This window comes from Streptomyces sp. Y20 (genome assembly GCF_043195475.1).
Classification (GTDB): Bacteria; Actinomycetota; Actinomycetes; order Streptomycetales; family Streptomycetaceae; genus Streptomyces.
In genome coordinates this window covers 904,265-921,285 of record NZ_JBIDDP010000001.1, presented here as the reverse complement: position 1 = coordinate 921,285, position 17,021 = coordinate 904,265, and the positions used below count along the sequence as shown (strand labels likewise).

Here is a 17,021-nt window from a genome sequence, read left to right as displayed (position 1 = left end):
TCGCGACGGCGCGACGGCCGGGACAATGCCACTGAATGGCTTTGTCGCCTTTTCCGGCGGGTCGTTCGTGCCGCTGGGCACGGACGCTCGTTCTTCACTGCGGGGCGGGCGGTGCGCCGTTCCGGGTGAGCGGGTCGTAGGAGCATCAACCGATGGGCGAGGGGTACGCATGACGGACACCGGCCAGGTCCCGGGCGAGGGGCAGCCGGAGAGCGCAGGCATGGTGGAGCACCCGGGCGTCCCCCCGCACGGTGCGTACACCTACCTCTCCGAGGCTCCCGCCGAGGACGAAGACCTGCTGCTGCCGGGTGCCCAGGGCGCGTGGGGCAACGAAGTGCCGCCCCCCGCCCCGGAACCGGTGGTGGAGGCCGTCCACGAGCCGGGCCCGCACGAGACGGCGGGCCGGGACACCGGCTCGGTCGATCTCAACGGTGTCCGCCTGCCCAGCTCGGGCCCGGCGTCCGTGCCGCCGTCGCCCATCCTCTCGGCGCCGCACGACCCCGCGTCCGCGCCCCAGCCTCCGCGCCGCCCGCTGCACCTCGGCCCGCCGATCCCGGACGCCTCCGCGAGCCCGGTCCGCTCCCTCGCCGACCGCGGCCCCGCGGGAGCGCCGGTACGGCAGCCCGGACCGGCCGTCGCCGCCGGTTCGGAGTACCTCGACGCGCAGCCGCTGCGGGACATGGTTCCCCAGACCGCGGCCCCCTGGGGCGCTGCCCCGGCCCAGGTTCCGGCTGCCGGATCTGTTGACCCGGCCGACGCGGCCCAGGCCGCGATGACCGGTCTCGCCGATGAGGCCGCGGCCCGGACACAGCCGGCCGACGCCCACTGGAGCCCCGAGCAGGCACCCGTCGTGCACGCCCACGACGGTGTGCAGCCGGCACACGGCCACGACGGCGTGTCGACCACGGTCGCCGGACTGGAGGGCGGGGGCACCCAAGCACCGGTGGCGGCCGGCACCGAGGGTGCGCAGGTGCCCCCGGCGGAGGCTGCCGGCGGTGTTCAGGTGCCGGTGGCGCAGGGCGCCGAAGGAGTTCACGCGCCGGTGGCGCAGGCTGCCGACGACGTCCCGGTCCAGGTGGCGCAGGGTGCCGACGACGTCCCGGTCCCGGTGGCGCAGGGTGCCGGCGCGCCCGTCGCCGACGCCGCGCACGTGCCGGCGGCGCCGGACGCCGACAGCGTGCACGCCGCCGACGCCGCGCACGTGCCGGCGGCCGGTGCGGAGGTGCCCGACGGCACCCTTCCGGCCGAGGTGTTCCCGCCGGCCCAGGCCGAGCCGGCTGCCGACGGCACCGCGACCGAGGGCCCGGTGTCCGCGCCGGCCGAGGCCGCCGAGGCGCCGGGCGGCGCACCCGGCCCGGTGCACGCTCAGGGCGCCGGGACGGCCGCCGGGCAGGAGGCCTCCGGCCAGCTGCCCCCGGTCGCGGAGGCGTCCGTGGCGGACCCGGCGGCCCAGGACCTTGCCGCCGAGGACCTTCCCGCCGAGGATGTGCCGGCACAGGCCGCACCGGCCGAGGCGCCGGACAGCGCGCAGTCCGCGCAGCCCGCTCCGGTTGCCGCGGACGCCTCGGAGGCCGGCCCGGTGACCGAGACGCCGCCGGCCGCAACGGCCCCGGCCGAGCCGGTGACCGCCGAGCCCGCTCAGCCCGACGCACCGGCCGAGCCGCACGCGGGCACCCGGCCGGACGCCGGTACGGAGCACAGCGACGCCGCACCGGCCGAGGCCACTGGCCACATCGACGGCGCCGCGCAGCCCATCGGCGATTTCCAGCCGACCGACGCCGGGCAGCCCGCCGAAGCGGCGCACGACGCTGATGCCACGCAGCCCGAGGCTCCCGCCGCCGTGCAGGGGCAAGCCGGTACGCAGGTACCGCACGTCGCCGTCGAGGCAGTGGTGGAGCCCGCCGACGCGGCTGGTGCCCGACACGCCGCCCAGGTCCCCGACGCGGTGGTGGCCCCGGGCGTCGCCCAGATCCCCGGCACGGCTCCCGCGTACGAAGCTGCCGGCGTCGCCGACCCGACGGCCGCCCAGGCCACCGAGGCCGTCGCCCCGCAGGGCGCGGCCGGGGGCCCCGGGGCAACCGCTCCGGTCCAGCCGGGTCCGGACGCCCCCGGCGTCGCACCGGTCGCCGAGCCCGCCCCGGGCCAGGCGGCGGAGGCAGCGGAGTCCGTGGCACCCGCGCCTGCCGCCCCGGCCCCGGACGCCGTACCCGGCCAAGCCGCGGGCGACAGTGCCCCCGAGCCCGCCGCCCCGGCCGAGCCGGTGGAGCCCGCGCCCGTGGAGCCCACCGTGTTCCAGGCGCAGGGTCCGCAGGTCGTCGATCACGCCCCGCACGGCGCCGAGACACCGGCCGCCGCCCCGGCCGCCCCGGCTGCCGACCGGCCCGCCGGCCCGCAGCCTCTGCCGCAGGTTCCGGACACCGCCGTACCGGACACCGCGCACCCCGAACCGACGGACCCGGCGCTGGCCGCCGCACACCCGCGGAATCCGGACCAGCCGTTGCCCCCCGCCGTCCCGGAGCAGCCGCACGCGGAGCAGCCGTTGCCCTCGGCCGTCCCGGAGCAGCCGCACGCGGAGCAGCCGTTGCCCTCGGCCGTCCCGGAGCAGCCGCACGCGGACCAGCCGTTGCCCTCCGCCGTCCCGGAGCAGCCGTCGCCCCCCGTCATCGCGGAGGACACGCACCCGGAGCAGCCGTTCGGGCAGTTCGTGCCGGTGCAGGGGCAGGTGCCCACCACCCCGCACCTGGCGCCGACCCCGCCCCACCCCATCGTCCTGCCCAGGGACGAGCAGGCCCCCCAGGGGCCGCAGGAGCAGCCGGAGGCGGTGGCGGTCACCGTGCCCGCGCCCCGCGAGGGCGAACAGGCCGCACCGGAGGCGGAGCCCGCCCCCGATGCCGTACAGCACGCGGAGGACCTGCCGACCAGGGCCGCCGACCAGGAAGAGAGCACGGCCGCAGTGGCGGAACCACGACAGTCCACCGGCCCGGCCGCACCCGGCTACGCCGACGCCGAGCGCGAGGCCGTCCTGAAGGTGATGCGCGAGCGCCGCGACATCCGCAACGGCTTCCGCAGCGACCCGATCCCGCACGAGGTGCTGCTGCGCGTCCTGGAGGCCGCGCACACGGCGCCCTCCGTGGGGCACTCGCAGCCCTGGGACTTCGTCGTCATCCGGTCCGCCGAGACCCGCCGGACCATGCACGAACTGGCGATGCGCCAGCGCGAGGCGTACGCCAAGTCGCTGCCGAAGGGCCGGGCGAAGCAGTTCAAGGAACTGAAGATCGAGGCCATCCTCGACACCCCGGTCAACATCGTCGTCACCGCCGACCCCACCCGCGGCGGCCGGCACACCCTCGGCCGTCACACCCAGCCGCAGATGGCGCCCTACTCCTCGGCGCTCGCGGTGGAGAACCTCTGGCTCGCCGCCCGTGCCGAAGGCCTCGGCGTCGGCTGGGTCAGCTTCTTCGACGAGCGGGAGATGGTCCGCGCGCTCGGCCTGCCCGAGCACCTGGAGGTCGTCGCCTACCTGTGTGTCGGGTACGTCGACGAGTTCCCGGACGAGCCCGAGCTGATGCAGGCCGGCTGGTCCAAGAGACGCCCCCTGTCCTGGGTGGTGCACGAGGAGACGTACGGCCGCCGCGCCCTGCCCGGAGAGGACCCCCACGACCTGCTTGCCGAGACCGTCGCACAGATCCGCCCGCTCGACGCCAAGGCGCTCGGCGAGGCGTGGGAGCGCCAGAAGCGCATGACCAAGCCGGCCGGTGCCCTCGGCATGCTGGAGATCATCTCCGCGCAGCTGTCCGGGCTGTCCCGCCAGTGCCCGCCGCCCATCCCGGAGCCCGCCGCCGTGGCGATCTTCGCGGGCGACCACGGTGTGCACGCCCAGGGCGTCACCCCCTGGCCGCAGGAGGTCACCGCCCAGATGGTGGCCAACTTCCTGGGCGGGGGAGCGGTCTGCAACGCCTTCGCCGCCCAGGTCGGCGCCGAGGTGTGCGTCGTGGACGTGGGCGTCGTCGCCGACCTGCCCGCCACCCCCGGCCTGCTGCCCCGCAAGATCCGCGCCGGCACCTCCGACATGACCACCGGCCCCGCGATGAGCCGCGAGGAGGCCAGGGCGGCCATCGAGGTGGGCATCGAAACCGCCCGCGACCTGGTGGCGGCCGGCAACAAGGCGCTGCTCACCGGCGAGATGGGCATCGCCAACACCACGGCGTCCGCCGCGCTGATCTCCGTCTTCACCGGCGCCGACCCGGCGGAGGTGACCGGCCGCGGCACGGGCATCAACGACGAGACCCTGGCCCGCAAGACCGAGGTGGTCCGGCGCGCGCTGGAACTGCACCAGCCGGACCCGGCCGACCCGATCGGCGTCCTCGCCGCCATCGGCGGCTTCGAGCACGCGGCCATGGTCGGTCTGCTCCTCGGCGGCGCGTCCCTGCGTACGCCGGTGATCCTCGACGGCGTCAGCGCCGGTGCCGCCGCGCTCGTGGCCCGCGCCATCGCCCCCGAGGTGCTGGCGGCCTGCATCGCGGGCCACCGCAGCGCCGAGCCGGGCCACGTCGCCGCGCTGAACAAGCTGGGTCTGCGCCCGCTGGTCGACCTGGACCTCCGTCTCGGCGAGGGCACGGGCGCGCTGCTGGCCCTGCCGCTGGTGCAGAGCACGGCCCGGGCGATGCACGAGGTGGCCACGTTCGACTCGGCGGGAGTCACCGAGAAGTAGGCGTCACGGACGTCACGGGTGGTCCGGTGTTCAACTGCCGGACCACCCGTGCCGCCTGCCCTGCCCACACCGTAAAATCCGCACGTCAGGGCCGCTCCGCAGTCGCAGCGGGCCCACCGCACCGCCGCAGGAGGAGCCGCCCCTCATGGCCGAACACCCCGCTTATCCCGTAGGCCTCCGCCTCTCCGGCCGTCGCGTGGTCGTCCTCGGCGGCGGACAGGTCGCCCAGCGCCGGCTCCCGGCGCTCATCGCGGCCGGCGCGGACATCGTCCTCGTCTCCCCGCAGGCCACCCCGTCGGTGGAGGCCATGGCGGACGCGGGCGAGATCGCCTGGCTCCGGCGCCCGTACGAGGACGGCGACCTCGCCGAGGCCTGGTACGCCCTCATCGCCACCAGCGACACCGAGGCCAACACGCGGGCCTCCGCCGAGGCCGAACGGTACCGCGTCTGGTGCGTGCGCTCCGACGACGCCGAGCAGGCGACGGCGTGGACCCCGGCGACCGGCCACAGCGAGGGCGTCACCGTCGCCGTGCTCACCACCCACGCGCGCGGACGCGACCCCCGGCACACCGCCGCCATCCGGGACGCGGTCGTCGAGGGCCTGCGCGACGGCACCCTCGTCGCCCCGCACCACCGCACCCGCACCACCGGTGTGGCCCTGGTCGGCGGCGGCCCCGGCGACCCCGACCTGATCACGGTCCGCGGCCGCCGGCTGCTCGCCGAGGCGGACGTCGTCATCGCCGACCGGCTGGGCCCGCGCGACCTGCTGGCCGAACTCCCGCCGCACGTCGAGGTGATCGACGCGGCGAAGATCCCGTACGGCCGGTACATGGCGCAGGAGGCCATCAACAACGCGCTCATCGAGCACGCCAAGCAGGGCAAGGCGGTCGTCCGGCTCAAGGGCGGCGACCCGTACGTCTTCGGCCGGGGCATGGAGGAGGTCCAGGCGCTCGCCGAGGCCGGTATCCCGTGCACGGTGGTCCCCGGTATCTCCAGCTCGATCTCGGTGCCGGGCGCGGCCGGCATCCCGGTCACCCACCGGGGCGTCGCCCACGAGTTCACCGTGGTCAGCGGCCATGTCGCCCCCGACGACGCCCGCTCCCTGGTCGACTGGCCGGCGCTGGCCAGGCTCACGGGCACCCTGGTGGTCCTGATGGGCGTCGACAAGATCGGGAAGATCGCCGAGACGCTCGTCGCGCACGGCAAGTCCCCCGGGACACCGGTCGCCCTGGTCCAGGAGGGGACCACGGCGGCGCAGCGGCGCGTGGACGCCACCCTCGCCACGGTCGCGGAGACGGTACGGACCGAGGACGTCAGGCCCCCGGCGGTCATCGTCATCGGCGAGGTCGTGCGCGCCGGCTCCACGCCCGGCGCATGACAGCGGCCTGAACACCCCCTGACCCGCGGTAGCCCCATCCGTTCCCGGTCGTTCCCACCCCACCCAGGACAAGGCAGTATCACCCTGTGGCCGAGCTCATCACCCTCGACGATCCCGACGACCCACGCCTGGCCGACTACACGGGCCTGACCGACGTCGAGCTGCGCCGCAGGCGCGAGCCCGCCGAGGGCCTGTTCATCGCCGAGGGCGAGAAGGTCATCCGCCGGGCCGGGGAAGCGGGCTACGAGACGCGCTCGATGCTGCTCTCGGCCAAGTGGGTCGACGTCATGCGGGACGTCATCGACGCACTCCCGGCCCCGGTGTACGTCGTGAGCCCCGAACTCGCCGAACGCGTCACCGGCTACCACGTGCACCGCGGCGCCCTCGCCTCCATGCAGCGCAAGCCGCTGCCGACGGCCGCCGAACTGCTCCGCGCCGCCCGCCGGGTCGTCATCATGGAGTCGGTCAACGACCACACCAACATCGGCGCGATCTTCCGCTCGGCGGCGGCCCTCGGCATGGACGCGGTGCTGCTGTCACCCGACTGCGCCGACCCCTTGTACCGGCGCAGCGTCAAGGTCTCCATGGGCGCGGTGTTCTCGGTGCCGTACGCCCGCCTGGAGACCTGGCCGAAGGGGCTGGAGCCGGTCCGGGAGGCGGGCTTCACGCTCCTGGCCCTCACCCCGGACGAGAAGGCCGTCACCCTCGACGAGGCCGCCCCGCACACCATGGAGCGGGTCGCGCTGATGCTGGGCGCCGAGGGCGACGGGCTGTCCAGGCGGGCGCTGGCCGCCGCCGACACATGGGTACGCATCCCGATGTCGCACGGCGTCGACTCGCTCAACGTGGGCGCGGCTGCCGCGGTGGCGTTCTACGCGGTGGCGACGGGCCGACCGAGCGCCTGATCCCTCGGGGCGCTGATCCAGGCGGCCCGGCCGTCACCCGCCGTACCCGGCCGCCCACTCAGAGGTCTCTCCCCGGCGGCCGTCTGTCCCGGCCCCGGGGCGGCAGTTCCCGGGGGCCCTCACTTGCCGGCGTCGCGGCTCAGCGTCGACGTGTACCGGTCGGACATGAGCTTGCCGTTCTCCAGCGGCGGGTAGCTCGGCTGGGCGTCCTGCTGCCGCTGTACGCCGCCATCACGGCCGTCGCCGCCCAGCCCGCGCGCCGGCCCCTGGCAGCCCTGGGCCACCGCGATCCCGAGCGCCACCAGCAGCGTCACCACCACGAACACGAACAACCGCTGCCGCAGCAGCCGCGGATTGGCCGGCCGCCGCCCGGTCCGCGACGGACCCTGCCCCGGCCGCCGGGAATCGCCGCGCGGAGCGGGCCGGCCGCCGCTGCCGGAGCGCGGAGCACCACCGCGCGGCGCCGGCGTGGGACGTGCCCTGCCCGGCCGGGCCGCGGCACCCGCGCCGCGCGCACCGCTGCCTCCGCGCGAGGCGATCCCGCCGCGGAACGGCGCGTCGCTCCGCGAGGACATCCCGCCGCGCGACGGCTCACCGCTCCGGGAGGGGGTGCCTCCGCGCGGCAGCGGCGTACCGGAGGAGGTACGCCGCTGGACGCGCTGCTGTTCGGGATAGGTGTCGGCGAGGCGCCCGGTGGGGCGGTCCGCCTCGGCGGCGCGAGGCGCGGGCGGCCGTGCGCCGTCCAGGCCGTGCGCCTCCCGCGCGGCGATCTCCTTGAGTCGCAGCGACAGCTGGAGGGTGCTGGGCCGGTCCTCGGGATCCTTGGCCAGGCAGGCCCGGATCAGCGGGGCCAGCGCGTCCGGTACGCCGTACAGCTGCGCTTCCTCGTGCACCACCCGGTACAGCATCACCTCGGAACTGCCGTGCCCGAAGGGCGAGTCACCCGTCGAGGCGTACGCCAGGGTCGCGCCGAGGGAGAACACGTCCGTCGCCGGGGTGACCGCCGCGCCGCGGACCTGCTCGGGCGCGAGGAAGCCGGGGGAGCCGACCGCGGTGCCCACGTGGGTGAGGGTGGAGGCACCGGTGGCCCAGGCGATGCCGAAGTCGATGATCCGCGGCCCCTTGGGGGACAGCAGGATGTTGGACGGTTTCAGATCCCGGTGGACGACACCCGCCTCGTGCACGGCGACCAGTCCCTCGGAGAGGGCCGCGCCGACCGCCGCGGTGTCCGCCGCGGAGAGGGGGCCCTCGTCGGCGACCTTGTCGTGCAGGGAGGGGCCGGGCACGTACTGGGTGGCGAACCAGGGCCGCTCGGCCTCCAGGTCCGCGGCGACCAGCCGGGCCGTGCATCCGCCGCGGATGCGCCGGGCCGCCGACACCTCGCGCGCGAACCGCGACCGGAACTCCTGGTCCTCCGCGAGGTCGGGCCGGATCACCTTCAGCGCGACGCGCTGCCCCTTCTTGTCGGAGCCGAGATAGACCACGCCCATCCCGCCCGCGCCGAGCCGTCGGTGAAGCCTGAACGAGCCGACGACGCGCGGGTCCTCGCGCCTCAGGCGCATCATCGCCATGTTCATCCCCGCTGCCCGGTCCCTGTGACGTGGCACAGCTTACGTTTCCACGGCCGCCTGCGCGCAGAGGCCGCGCCCTCTCGGCCCGGCGGATTGTGTACGCCGTTCGGGGGAGGTGAAGCCCGGTCAGCGAGCCTCCGAACACAGCCCGTTGACGGTGCGGACGACGACAACCCGTCCGTAAGATAGGGGAGTTGGGCTCCCGTGAGGGTGCCGGGTGTCGCGCGGCACGGTCGCCGGTGAGGTGCCGCGGGCAGCCCTGCGGCCGCGCCGCGCACCGGATCGCGCTCCACCTCCCACCCCCCTCCCAGCCCCGTCAGGGGTGAGCGAAGTCTCACCGCCCCGGGCGTGCCGGACGCGTCGGACATGCCCGGACACAGCGGGCAGCCCCCTCCGGGAAGACCCCGAGACCCGCACCCGCGCCTCCACCCAGGGGAGTACTCCGCAGGTCGTGGCTCATCCTCCGGGAGGCCCGGCAATCGGTACGAGGGCATGACGCCCGGTGTCCGCCGCGCGCCTAGATTTGAGGTCAAGCGGCGGGTGCAGCACTCGTCCCCCGAGGCCAGACACCCGCCGCTACCGACGACAACCGAAACGGTCAGGAGAGGGACCATGGCCCACCCGGCACCGCGACGCACCGCGTTCGCCTCCCGCCGGACGGGCCGTCGCCACCCACTGGTGGCGACGCTCATGGCCCTTCCCCTGGCGGCCCTGCTCCTGCTCGTCTTCGACGGCTGGGAGACGGTGGCCACACAGGCGTCGTCCGTGGGTGCGATGCTGGGGCGCTGAGCGGCGCCCCCAGGCCCGGAAGAGCGGTCCGGGCGGGGACATCTATCCATGAAACCCCGTGGGGACGGGGGTGCGGCGGACGGCACAGATGCCGGCGCAGCTGGGGAGCTGCGCCGGCATTGGCCGTTGCCCGGTACACGAACGACCGGCGCCGACATCAGTGATCCCTCTCGCCCGATCGAGGCACGCCGCCATGACCGTTCCTCTCCGGTGAGCGAGCTGTGCCGCCTGAGCAAGCGGTTCCCTCTCCCGCGAGCGCGCCGCGTCGGCGTCCGCCTTCACCGTCCCGCGCACCGCGCCCGCTGTGGCCACGGGGCACGGCCCCAGCCACGCCTGCTCGATGACGGCCGCCATCCCCGTCGCCCAGCGAGCCCCGCCCCGCCCTGACCTGACCTGCCGATGCCCCCATCGGACCGCCCCGCCGCCGACCCCACCCGCACCACCCGCACCACCCGCCACCCGCCGGCGGACCCCCGCCCAGTAGCCTCGGCCGAACAGCCCACCCCCCGAGGCAGCCTTGACCGCAGACGCGTCCGCCCCCGCCCCCGCCCTGATGACCGCGCTGACCGCGCAAGCGACAGCCGCGGTCCACCCCCGCGTCCTCACCGTCCCCTGCGCCTGCGTCAGCACCCCCCTCGCCGACCGGGAGGACGCCACGGTCGTGCGGCATGCCGGCATCGTCGCCAAGGCCCACGCCCCGGGCACCGACCGCGCCGCGCTGGTCCGGCGCCTCGCCACGGCCGCCGGTCACCCGGACGTGCTGCTCCCCCCGCTCGCCCCCACCCCGGCCCCCCTGCGCGACCGCCTGATGACCCTCTGGCCCTACGGCGTCCCGGTGGACCCGGACGATCCGGACGCGGCCCCCTGGGAGGCCGCCGCCACCCTCCTGGCGAACCTGCACCGCTGCCCCCTCCCCGCCGGCCTGCCCCCGATGCGCGGTCCCGCCAAGGCCGCCCGCGCCCTCGTCCGGCTCCACGCGGCCCTCCGTGCCACCGCCCCCACCGGTCACCCGGCCGCCCGTCCCGTCCTGGACGCCTGGGCCGGCCTGCCCGCCTGGGCCCGCGGGAAGGCGCCGATGCCCGGCCCGCCGGCCCTGTGCCACGGTGATCTCCACCTCGGCCAGCTGGTCCGGCACCCGGCACCGGACGGCCCCTGGAAGCTGATCGACGTCGACGACCTGGGCTTCGGCGTGCCGGCCTGGGACCTCGCCCGCCCGGCCGCCTGGTACGCCTGCGGGCTCCTCCCGCCCGACGAGTGGACCCGCTTCCTGACCGCCTACCGGCACGCGGGCGGCCCGGCCGTACCCGCGGACGGCGACCCCTGGGCCGCCCTGGACGTGCCCGCCCGCGCCCTCACCGCGCAGACGGCCGCGCTCGCGCTGACGAAGGCGCTCGCGGCGGACCGCCCGCTCGACGAGGTGGAGCAGGCCCTGGTCGACGCGTGCGCGCGGATGCCCTCGGTACCCCCTCGGCCCGCGCCGGTTCCGTCGGACTAGGCTGCAACCGCCCGGGGCCGGACGGAGTCTGTCCTGGGGAAACGCGAAGCAGGACCGACCGGCGAGGAGTTGAGCCGACCATGCAGTGTCCGAAGTGCCATGCGCCGATGCACACCTACAACCGCAACGGCGTTCAGATCGAGCAGTGCAGCGGCTGCCGCGGCATCTTCCTCGACTACGGCGAGCTGGAGGCGCTGACCCGGCTGGAGAGCCAGTGGTCCCAGCCCGCCCCGCCGCCCCCGCCGGCCCCGCAGTCGTACCCGGCCCCGTCCGCGCCCGCCTGGGGCGCCCCGCACGGCGGCCACCACGGTGGCGGTCACGGGCACTACGAGCACCACCGCCACAAGAGCTTCGGTCACATGCTCTTCTCCAGCTGAGCGCACGAAGAAGCCCCCGGCCGTACGAGACGGCCGGGGGCTTCCTGCTGTGTGGACGATACTGGGATTGAACCAGTGACCTCTTCCGTGTCAGGGAAGCGCTCTCCCGCTGAGCTAATCGTCCGCGGACCGTGACTGACGCGTCACAGGCGGTGCGCGATACTGGGATTGAACCAGTGACCTCTTCCGTGTCAGGGAAGCGCTCTCCCGCTGAGCTAATCGCGCGGGACGGATCATGCCGTACAGGCCGGCGGATCCAGTGGACGATACTGGGATTGAACCAGTGACCTCTTCCGTGTCAGGGAAGCGCTCTCCCGCTGAGCTAATCGTCCTTGGAGGTGGAGACGGGATTTGAACCCGTGTAGACGGCTTTGCAGGCCGTTGCCTCGCCTCTCGGCCACTCCACCAGGAGTGTAGGGGATCGGGACGACCCCTTCTTCCTTCGAGCGGACGACGAGGCTCGAACTCGCGACCTCAACCTTGGCAAGGTTGCGCTCTACCAACTGAGCTACGTCCGCCTGTCGTTTCGGAGCGCTTCCGCGTCCCGGCGACGTGTTGAACTCTAGCGGATTCCCGGGCCAGTACAAAAACGCGTTTGCGCAGCGTGCTGCGGTGCGCCCGCCGGAGCCGCCGGTCCCGGTCCCCTCCGGGACATCCCGAGGTCGGCTTTCGGATACCCGCCCTAGACTCGACCACGTGTCCCATCACCCTCCTCTGGCCCGCTTCGGCGACCGCGTCGCCACCGGCCTCCTCGACGTCACCGGCGATCCGGCCGCCCTGGACTCCGCCGGCTTCTGGGCCGTCTGCGCGGACTTCGAGGGCCGGCTGACCTGCGCCCGCTTCGCGGACGTACGCGAGGAGCCGGTGCCCGCCCCGGTGCCGGGCGCCTGGCGCGGCCCGGCACCGGGGGAGTGGACCTCCTCCCTGGACCGGGCCGCGTACACGGCGGCCGTCCGCGGGATCCGCGAGCGCATCGCCGCGGGCGACGTCTACCAGGTCAACCTCTGCCGGGTGCTCGGCGCGCCCGTCGCCCCGGACGCCGACGTGGACGCCCTGACCGCCCTGCTGGCCCGCGGTAACCCGGCGCCGTACGCGGGCACGATCCGCCTGCCGGAGCACGGCGTGGAGATCGCCACCGCCTCGCCCGAGCTGTTCCTGCGCCGCGACGGCCGCGTCGTCGAGTCGGGGCCGATCAAGGGCACCGCGCACACCGAGGCGGACCTCCTGGAGAAGGACTACGCCGAGAACGTGATGATCGTGGATCTCGTCCGCAACGACATCGGGCGCGTCTGCGCGACCGGCAGCGTGACCGTCCCCGACCTGTGCGCCGTGGAGAAGCACCCCGGCCTCGTCCACCTCGTCTCCACCGTGCGCGGCGAGCTGCGCGAGGAAGCCGGCTGGCCGGAGCTGCTGGCCGCCGCCTTCCCGGCCGGCTCGGTCACCGGCGCGCCGAAGCCGAGCGCCCTCGCCATCATCGCGGAGCTGGAGACGGCACCGCGCGGTCCGTACTGCGGCGGGATCGGCTGGGTCGACGCCGACCGGGGCACCGGCGAGCTGGCCGTGGGCATCCGCACCTTCTGGATCGACCGCGCCGACGGCACCCTGCGCTTCGGCACCGGCGCCGGTATCACCTGGGGTTCCGACCCCGAGGGGGAGTGGCGGGAGACCGAGCTGAAGGCGTCCCGGCTGCTGGCGGTAGCGTCGGGATCGTACGAGGACACGGAAAGGGCGCTCACATGAGGATCTGGCTGGACGGCGGGTTGCGGGACTCGGACGCCGCCCGGGTCTCCGTCTTCGACCACGGGCTGACCGTCGGTGACGGCGTCTTCGAGACCGTGAAGGCGGTCGACGGCAGGCCGTTCGCACTCACCCGGCACCTCGACCGGCTGACCCGCTCGGCCCGCGGCCTCGGCCTGCCCGACCCCCGCCACGAAGAGATCCGCGAGGCCTGCACGGCCGTGCTCGCCGCCAACCCGATGCCGCTCGGCCGGCTGCGGATCACCTACACCGGCGGCCACGGCCCGCTCGGCTCCGACCGCGGCGCGCACGGCCCGACCCTCGTCGTCGCCCTCGGCGAGGTCACCCGCCGTCCGGACACCACCGCGGTGATCACCGTCCCGTGGACCCGCAACGAGCGTGGCGCCCTCACCGGCCTGAAGACCACCTCGTACGCCGAGAACGTCGTCGCCCTGGCCCGCGCCCACCGGCACGGCGCCTCCGAGGCGCTGTTCGGCAACACGGTCGGGCAGCTCTGCGAGGGCACCGGGTCCAACGTCTTCGTCGTCCTCGACGGCGAGATCCACACCCCGCCGGTCGCCTCCGGCTGCCTGCCCGGCATCACCCGTGTCCTGACGGTCGAGTGGACGGGCGCCAGGGAGACGGACCTGCCCCTGGACGCCGTGCGGCGCGCCGACGAGATCTTCCTGACCTCCACCTTGCGGGACGTGCAGGCCGTGCACCGGGTCGACGGCCGTGAACTGCCCGGCACGCCCGGCCCGGTGACCGCCAAGGCCATGCGGATCTTCGACGAGCGGTCCGGGCAGGACCTGGATCCCTGACCCCGGCCGAGGAGGCTGACCCGACGGGGTGGTCGCGGGTAGAACAACTGTGATGACGACGACCCTGCGGCCGGCCGAGCCGCTCCAGCTGCACCCCGACGGCACGCGTTCACGCCGCTACCAGGTGTGCGTCAACAGCCGTCCCGTCGGCGAGATCCGCCTCGGCACCTCGCCGGGTTTCGGTGACTCGGTGGCCCGCATCATCGACCTGAGGATCGCCGAGCCCGACCGGCGGCGCGGCCGGGGCACCGTGGCCGCGCTCGCCGCGGAGGAGGTGGCCCGCGGCTGGGGCTGCACCCGGATCGAGGCCACCGTGCCCGCCACGGCGGACGCCGGGCTGCGCCTGCTCGCGGCCCTCGGCTACACCGAGCGCAACCGCCGCATGGAAAAACGCCTCGGCACGACCCCGCCCGCACTGCCGTCGGACAGCCGTGCGCGGCCCATGACCGAGGAGGAGTTCGAGGCCTGGCGGAAGACGGAGAGCGAGCGGTACGCGCGCATGTGGAGCGAACGGGGCGTCCCCGGGGCCGCGGCCCGCGCCAAGGCCCGCGACGACCACACACGGCTGCTGCCGCACGGGCTCGCGAGCGACGGCATGCTCTTCAGCGTGCTGGAGTACGGGGGCAGCCGGGTGGGCATCCTCTGGGTGGCCCTCAGGGACGACGGGGCGTTCGTGCTCGACGTCGAGACGGACGCGCCCCACCGCGGCCGGGGACACGGCCGCACGCTCATGCTGCTGGCGGAACGCCAGGCGATCGAGGGCCGCCTGCCGGTCCTCGGCCTCAACGTGTTCGCGGGCAACACCCCGGCCGAGCGGCTCTACGCGTCGCTGGGCTACGAGCCGGTGACCCACTCCCTGACCAAGCCCCTGCTGTAGGGAGCCGGGCGGCCCCACGGGAGGGTCCGGGGCGCCCCGCAAGGGTCCGGGGCGGCCGGACGGGCTCGGGGCGTGCCGGGACGTGGTGGGGTCGGCGGGCGGGGCGGACGGGGTCGGGAAGGGCCGGGCGTGTGGGTTCCCGGGGTGTGCCGGAGCGTGCCGTCCCCCGGGGCGCGCCGGCCGTGGCGCCGGGGCGCTGCGCCGCTCAGGCCGGCCCGTCGGCCAGCAGCCGGTCCGCGATGCCCTCGATGCGTTCGCGCAGCCCCTCCTGGCTCTTGCCGCCGTCGAGGCGTTCGCCGCCGATGACGTACGTGGGGGTGCCGCTCACACCGATCGCCTTGCCCTCGGCCTGGTCGGCGTCGACGACCAGGATGTGCCGGCCGTCGATCAGCGCCGTGTCGAACTCCTCGGCGTCCAGCCCGAGTTCCCGGGCCACCTCCACCAGGAAGGCCTCGCCCCCGCGGTCCAGCTCCTCCACCCGCTCCAGCACGGCTTCCACGTACGCCCAGCCCTTGCCCTGCTCCAGCGCCTCCTCGGCGGCCTGGGCGGCGGCGAATGCGTGCTGGTGCTTCTCCAGGGGAAAGTGCCGCAGCCGCGGTTCCAGCCGGTCACCGTAGCGGGCGCGCAGGGCGCGGACGTCGTCGAGGGCGCCACGGCAGTCGGGGCACTGGAGTTCGCACCAGACGTCGAGGACGACGGCGTCGGTGCGTACGGGTGAGGAGTCGCTCATGGACCCCAGTCTTCCAGGCGGGACCCGGGCGGCCCAATCGGGACGCCGGAGCACCGGCCGGGTCCGGGCGCGGCTCCGGGGGCCGCGTCCGGCACTCCAGGAGGAGCCGACCCGGAGATGTCCCTGAAGTGTGCCCGGAGCATGGCATCGCGGGGACGCGGCGGTGCAGGATGGAAGGACCGAACGAGCCCTGCCAGGAGGACCGGATGATTGCCGAGACCGTCTGCTCCGCCGTGTCCGCGGCGGGCCTGGGCATCGCGGTGGTCACGGCCTACCGCAAGCGGTATCTGGCCGCCGCCCGCCTCGCGGCCTACTCCCTCGTGCCGGTCGCCCTGGTGATGACCGGGATCGTCGGCTGGCTCGCGGGCACCGCCCTGAGCCCCACCGCCTGGGCGGGCTTCGGCCTGCTGGGTGCGGCCTGGCTCCTGTTCGCCGGCACGCGAGCCGTGGAGCGCCGGCGCGCCGGTGGCCGTTCCGGGCGCAAGCCGGCCCGGCAGACGGGACCGGATGCGGTGGCCCCGGACGCCTCGGCGCCCTCCCTGGGCCAGGGCCGGGCAGCCCGGCCCGCGTCCCGCCCCGCCGCCACGCCCCGGCCGGCCGGCCAGGGGGACGACTTCAGCGACATCGAGGCCATCCTCAAGAAGCACGGCATATGACAGTCACATGACTCGCTGAAACGACACAGTGGGTCCTGGGACGTCCGGAATCGTTCACCAGCCGAACGAGACCTCACGGCATTCGGCGAACTCCCGCAAGATCCGTGAGCGGTGATCGCGTACGAGGCCCCGGGTACGCCATCATCTGCCGCGAGATGCTGGACACACCCCCACAGAGCGAGGCCGCGCCGCCGAAGGACGAGCCGCGCGGATGCCTCTTCGCCCTTTCCCAGCCACCGCTGATGATCTTCCTGGCGGTGATCGGGTGCCTCATCCTCATGGCTGCGCTGCACGACCTGCTGTTGCTGTGAGCCGTACACGTCCGTCCCGGCGCCACCCGCCGGGACGGACGTCGCACCGGAGGTACATCCCCGCCGCTCAGCCCGCCGCCTCCTTGCGCCGGGCCCGGTAGGCGGCGACATGCAGCCGGTTCCCACATGTCCGGCTGTCGCAGTAGCGGCGCGAGCGGTTGCGGGAGAGATCGACGAAGGCGCGCCGGCAGTCCGGTGCCTCACAGCGCCGCAGCCGCTCCTGCTCCCCGGCCACCACGAAGAAGGCGAGCGCCATCCCGCAGTCGGCGGCGAGATGGTCGGCGACCGAGGCGCCCGGCGCGAAGTAGTGCACATGCCAGTCGTAGCCGTCATGGTCCGTCAGGCGGGGGGTGGTGCCCGCCCCGGCGACCAGCTCGTTGATCAGCGTGGCGGCCGACCGGGCGTCAGGGGCCGCGAAGACCGAGGCGAACCGCCCCCGGATGCGGCGCACCGCCGAGAGGTCGAGCTCCGACAGCACGCCGACGTCGCTGATCTGGTGGTTTCGCACGAACTCCGCGAGAGCACGCAGGTCGGGCAGTCCGTCCGCCGCCGCGTCCTCCTCCGGCGCGGAGTTCACCAGATCCACCACGGTGTCGAGGGCGCACCGGGTGTCGTGGGTGATCAGCACGTTTCGCTCCCTGGCCTGGGGTCGGGCGGACGCCC

Annotated in this window: 14 protein-coding genes and 5 tRNA genes; 11 read left to right on the top strand and 8 right to left on the bottom strand. The window is 74.9% G+C overall.

Features of this window, described 5'->3' with window-relative positions; translation table 11 throughout:
- Positions 1–169 precede the first annotated feature (169 nt).
- From cobT to ACGFT1_RS03940, 3 genes are all read left to right on the top strand, one after another.
- Entirely contained in the window at positions 170–4,711 is a 4,542-nt protein-coding gene (cobT, locus tag ACGFT1_RS03950) for a nicotinate-nucleotide--dimethylbenzimidazole phosphoribosyltransferase (RefSeq protein WP_373907406.1), read from the top strand.
- Positions 4,712–4,856: 145 nt separating this feature from the next.
- Positions 4,857–6,089 (top strand): uroporphyrinogen-III C-methyltransferase, encoded by a 1,233-nt coding sequence (cobA, locus tag ACGFT1_RS03945; RefSeq protein WP_373907405.1) that lies wholly within the window; start codon positions 4,857–4,859, stop codon positions 6,087–6,089.
- 86 nt (positions 6,090–6,175) lie between these two features.
- Positions 6,176–6,994: a TrmH family RNA methyltransferase gene (locus ACGFT1_RS03940; RefSeq protein ID WP_373907404.1), complete on the top strand. Its 819-nt coding sequence runs from the start codon at positions 6,176–6,178 to the stop codon at positions 6,992–6,994.
- 119 nt (positions 6,995–7,113) lie between these two features.
- Here ACGFT1_RS03940 and ACGFT1_RS03935 read toward each other — a convergent pair whose 3' ends face one another.
- Positions 7,114–8,571, bottom strand: coding sequence for a serine/threonine-protein kinase (locus ACGFT1_RS03935; RefSeq protein ID WP_373907403.1), 1,458 nt, complete (start codon positions 8,569–8,571; stop codon positions 7,114–7,116).
- 606 nt (positions 8,572–9,177) lie between these two features.
- Between ACGFT1_RS03935 and ACGFT1_RS03930 the strand changes: the two genes are divergently transcribed.
- The 3 genes from ACGFT1_RS03930 (at position 9,178) to ACGFT1_RS03920 (ending at position 11,226) form a co-directional block, all read left to right on the top strand.
- The gene (locus ACGFT1_RS03930; protein WP_361987771.1) at positions 9,178–9,354 is read left to right on the top strand and encodes a hypothetical protein; all 177 of its coding nucleotides are present in this window, start codon (positions 9,178–9,180) and stop codon (positions 9,352–9,354) included.
- Between the two features lie 553 nt (positions 9,355–9,907).
- Positions 9,908–10,849, top strand: coding sequence for a phosphotransferase family protein (locus tag ACGFT1_RS03925; RefSeq protein ID WP_373907662.1), 942 nt, complete (start codon positions 9,908–9,910; stop codon positions 10,847–10,849).
- Between the two features lie 80 nt (positions 10,850–10,929).
- Positions 10,930–11,226, top strand: a complete 297-nt coding sequence (locus tag ACGFT1_RS03920; RefSeq protein ID WP_361987767.1) for a zf-TFIIB domain-containing protein — start codon at positions 10,930–10,932, stop codon at positions 11,224–11,226.
- A 52-nt stretch (positions 11,227–11,278) separates the two neighbouring features.
- Here the strand turns inward: ACGFT1_RS03920 and ACGFT1_RS03915 are convergent.
- The 5 genes from ACGFT1_RS03915 to ACGFT1_RS03895 all read right to left on the bottom strand — a co-directional run bounded on the left by ACGFT1_RS03915 (position 11,279) and on the right by ACGFT1_RS03895 (position 11,744).
- Positions 11,279–11,350, bottom strand: a tRNA-Val gene (locus ACGFT1_RS03915).
- Between the two features lie 29 nt (positions 11,351–11,379).
- Positions 11,380–11,451: transfer RNA gene (locus tag ACGFT1_RS03910), tRNA-Val, on the bottom strand.
- Between the two features lie 35 nt (positions 11,452–11,486).
- A tRNA-Val gene (locus tag ACGFT1_RS03905) sits at positions 11,487–11,558 on the bottom strand.
- A 1-nt stretch (position 11,559) separates the two neighbouring features.
- Positions 11,560–11,633: transfer RNA gene (locus tag ACGFT1_RS03900), tRNA-Cys, on the bottom strand.
- A 38-nt stretch (positions 11,634–11,671) separates the two neighbouring features.
- Positions 11,672–11,744: transfer RNA gene (locus ACGFT1_RS03895), tRNA-Gly, on the bottom strand.
- 178 nt (positions 11,745–11,922) lie between these two features.
- Between ACGFT1_RS03895 and ACGFT1_RS03890 the strand changes: the two genes are divergently transcribed.
- Genes ACGFT1_RS03890 through ACGFT1_RS03880 form a run of 3 tightly spaced genes read left to right on the top strand, consistent with a single transcriptional unit; the run spans position 11,923 to position 14,661 of the window.
- Entirely contained in the window at positions 11,923–12,966 is a 1,044-nt protein-coding gene (locus ACGFT1_RS03890) for a chorismate-binding protein (RefSeq protein WP_373907402.1), read from the top strand.
- Complete coding sequence (locus ACGFT1_RS03885) at positions 12,963–13,784, top strand: aminotransferase class IV (RefSeq protein WP_373907401.1); 822 nt, start codon at positions 12,963–12,965, stop codon at positions 13,782–13,784. The genes ACGFT1_RS03890 and ACGFT1_RS03885 overlap by 4 nt, the downstream gene beginning before the upstream one ends.
- A gap of 52 nt (positions 13,785–13,836) precedes the next feature.
- Positions 13,837–14,661, top strand: coding sequence for a GNAT family N-acetyltransferase (locus tag ACGFT1_RS03880; protein ID WP_373907400.1), 825 nt, complete (start codon positions 13,837–13,839; stop codon positions 14,659–14,661).
- Positions 14,662–14,866: 205 nt separating this feature from the next.
- On the opposite strand, the gene ACGFT1_RS03875 is transcribed toward ACGFT1_RS03880, so the two are convergent.
- Positions 14,867–15,391: a DsbA family protein gene (locus tag ACGFT1_RS03875; RefSeq protein WP_373907399.1), complete on the bottom strand. Its 525-nt coding sequence runs from the start codon at positions 15,389–15,391 to the stop codon at positions 14,867–14,869.
- A gap of 206 nt (positions 15,392–15,597) precedes the next feature.
- On the opposite strand from ACGFT1_RS03875, the gene ACGFT1_RS03870 reads away from it, so the two are divergent.
- Both ACGFT1_RS03870 and ACGFT1_RS03865 read left to right on the top strand, forming a co-directional pair.
- Positions 15,598–16,047: a hypothetical protein gene (locus ACGFT1_RS03870; protein WP_373907398.1), complete on the top strand. Its 450-nt coding sequence runs from the start codon at positions 15,598–15,600 to the stop codon at positions 16,045–16,047.
- A 155-nt stretch (positions 16,048–16,202) separates the two neighbouring features.
- Entirely contained in the window at positions 16,203–16,358 is a 156-nt protein-coding gene (locus tag ACGFT1_RS03865) for a hypothetical protein (protein WP_356824637.1), read from the top strand.
- Positions 16,359–16,425: 67 nt separating this feature from the next.
- On the opposite strand, the gene ACGFT1_RS03860 is transcribed toward ACGFT1_RS03865, so the two are convergent.
- Positions 16,426–16,986 carry a CGNR zinc finger domain-containing protein gene (locus tag ACGFT1_RS03860; protein ID WP_373907397.1) on the bottom strand — a complete coding sequence of 187 codons (561 nt, stop codon included), beginning with the start codon at positions 16,984–16,986 and terminating at the stop codon, positions 16,426–16,428.
- Positions 16,987–17,021: the final 35 nt, after the last annotated feature.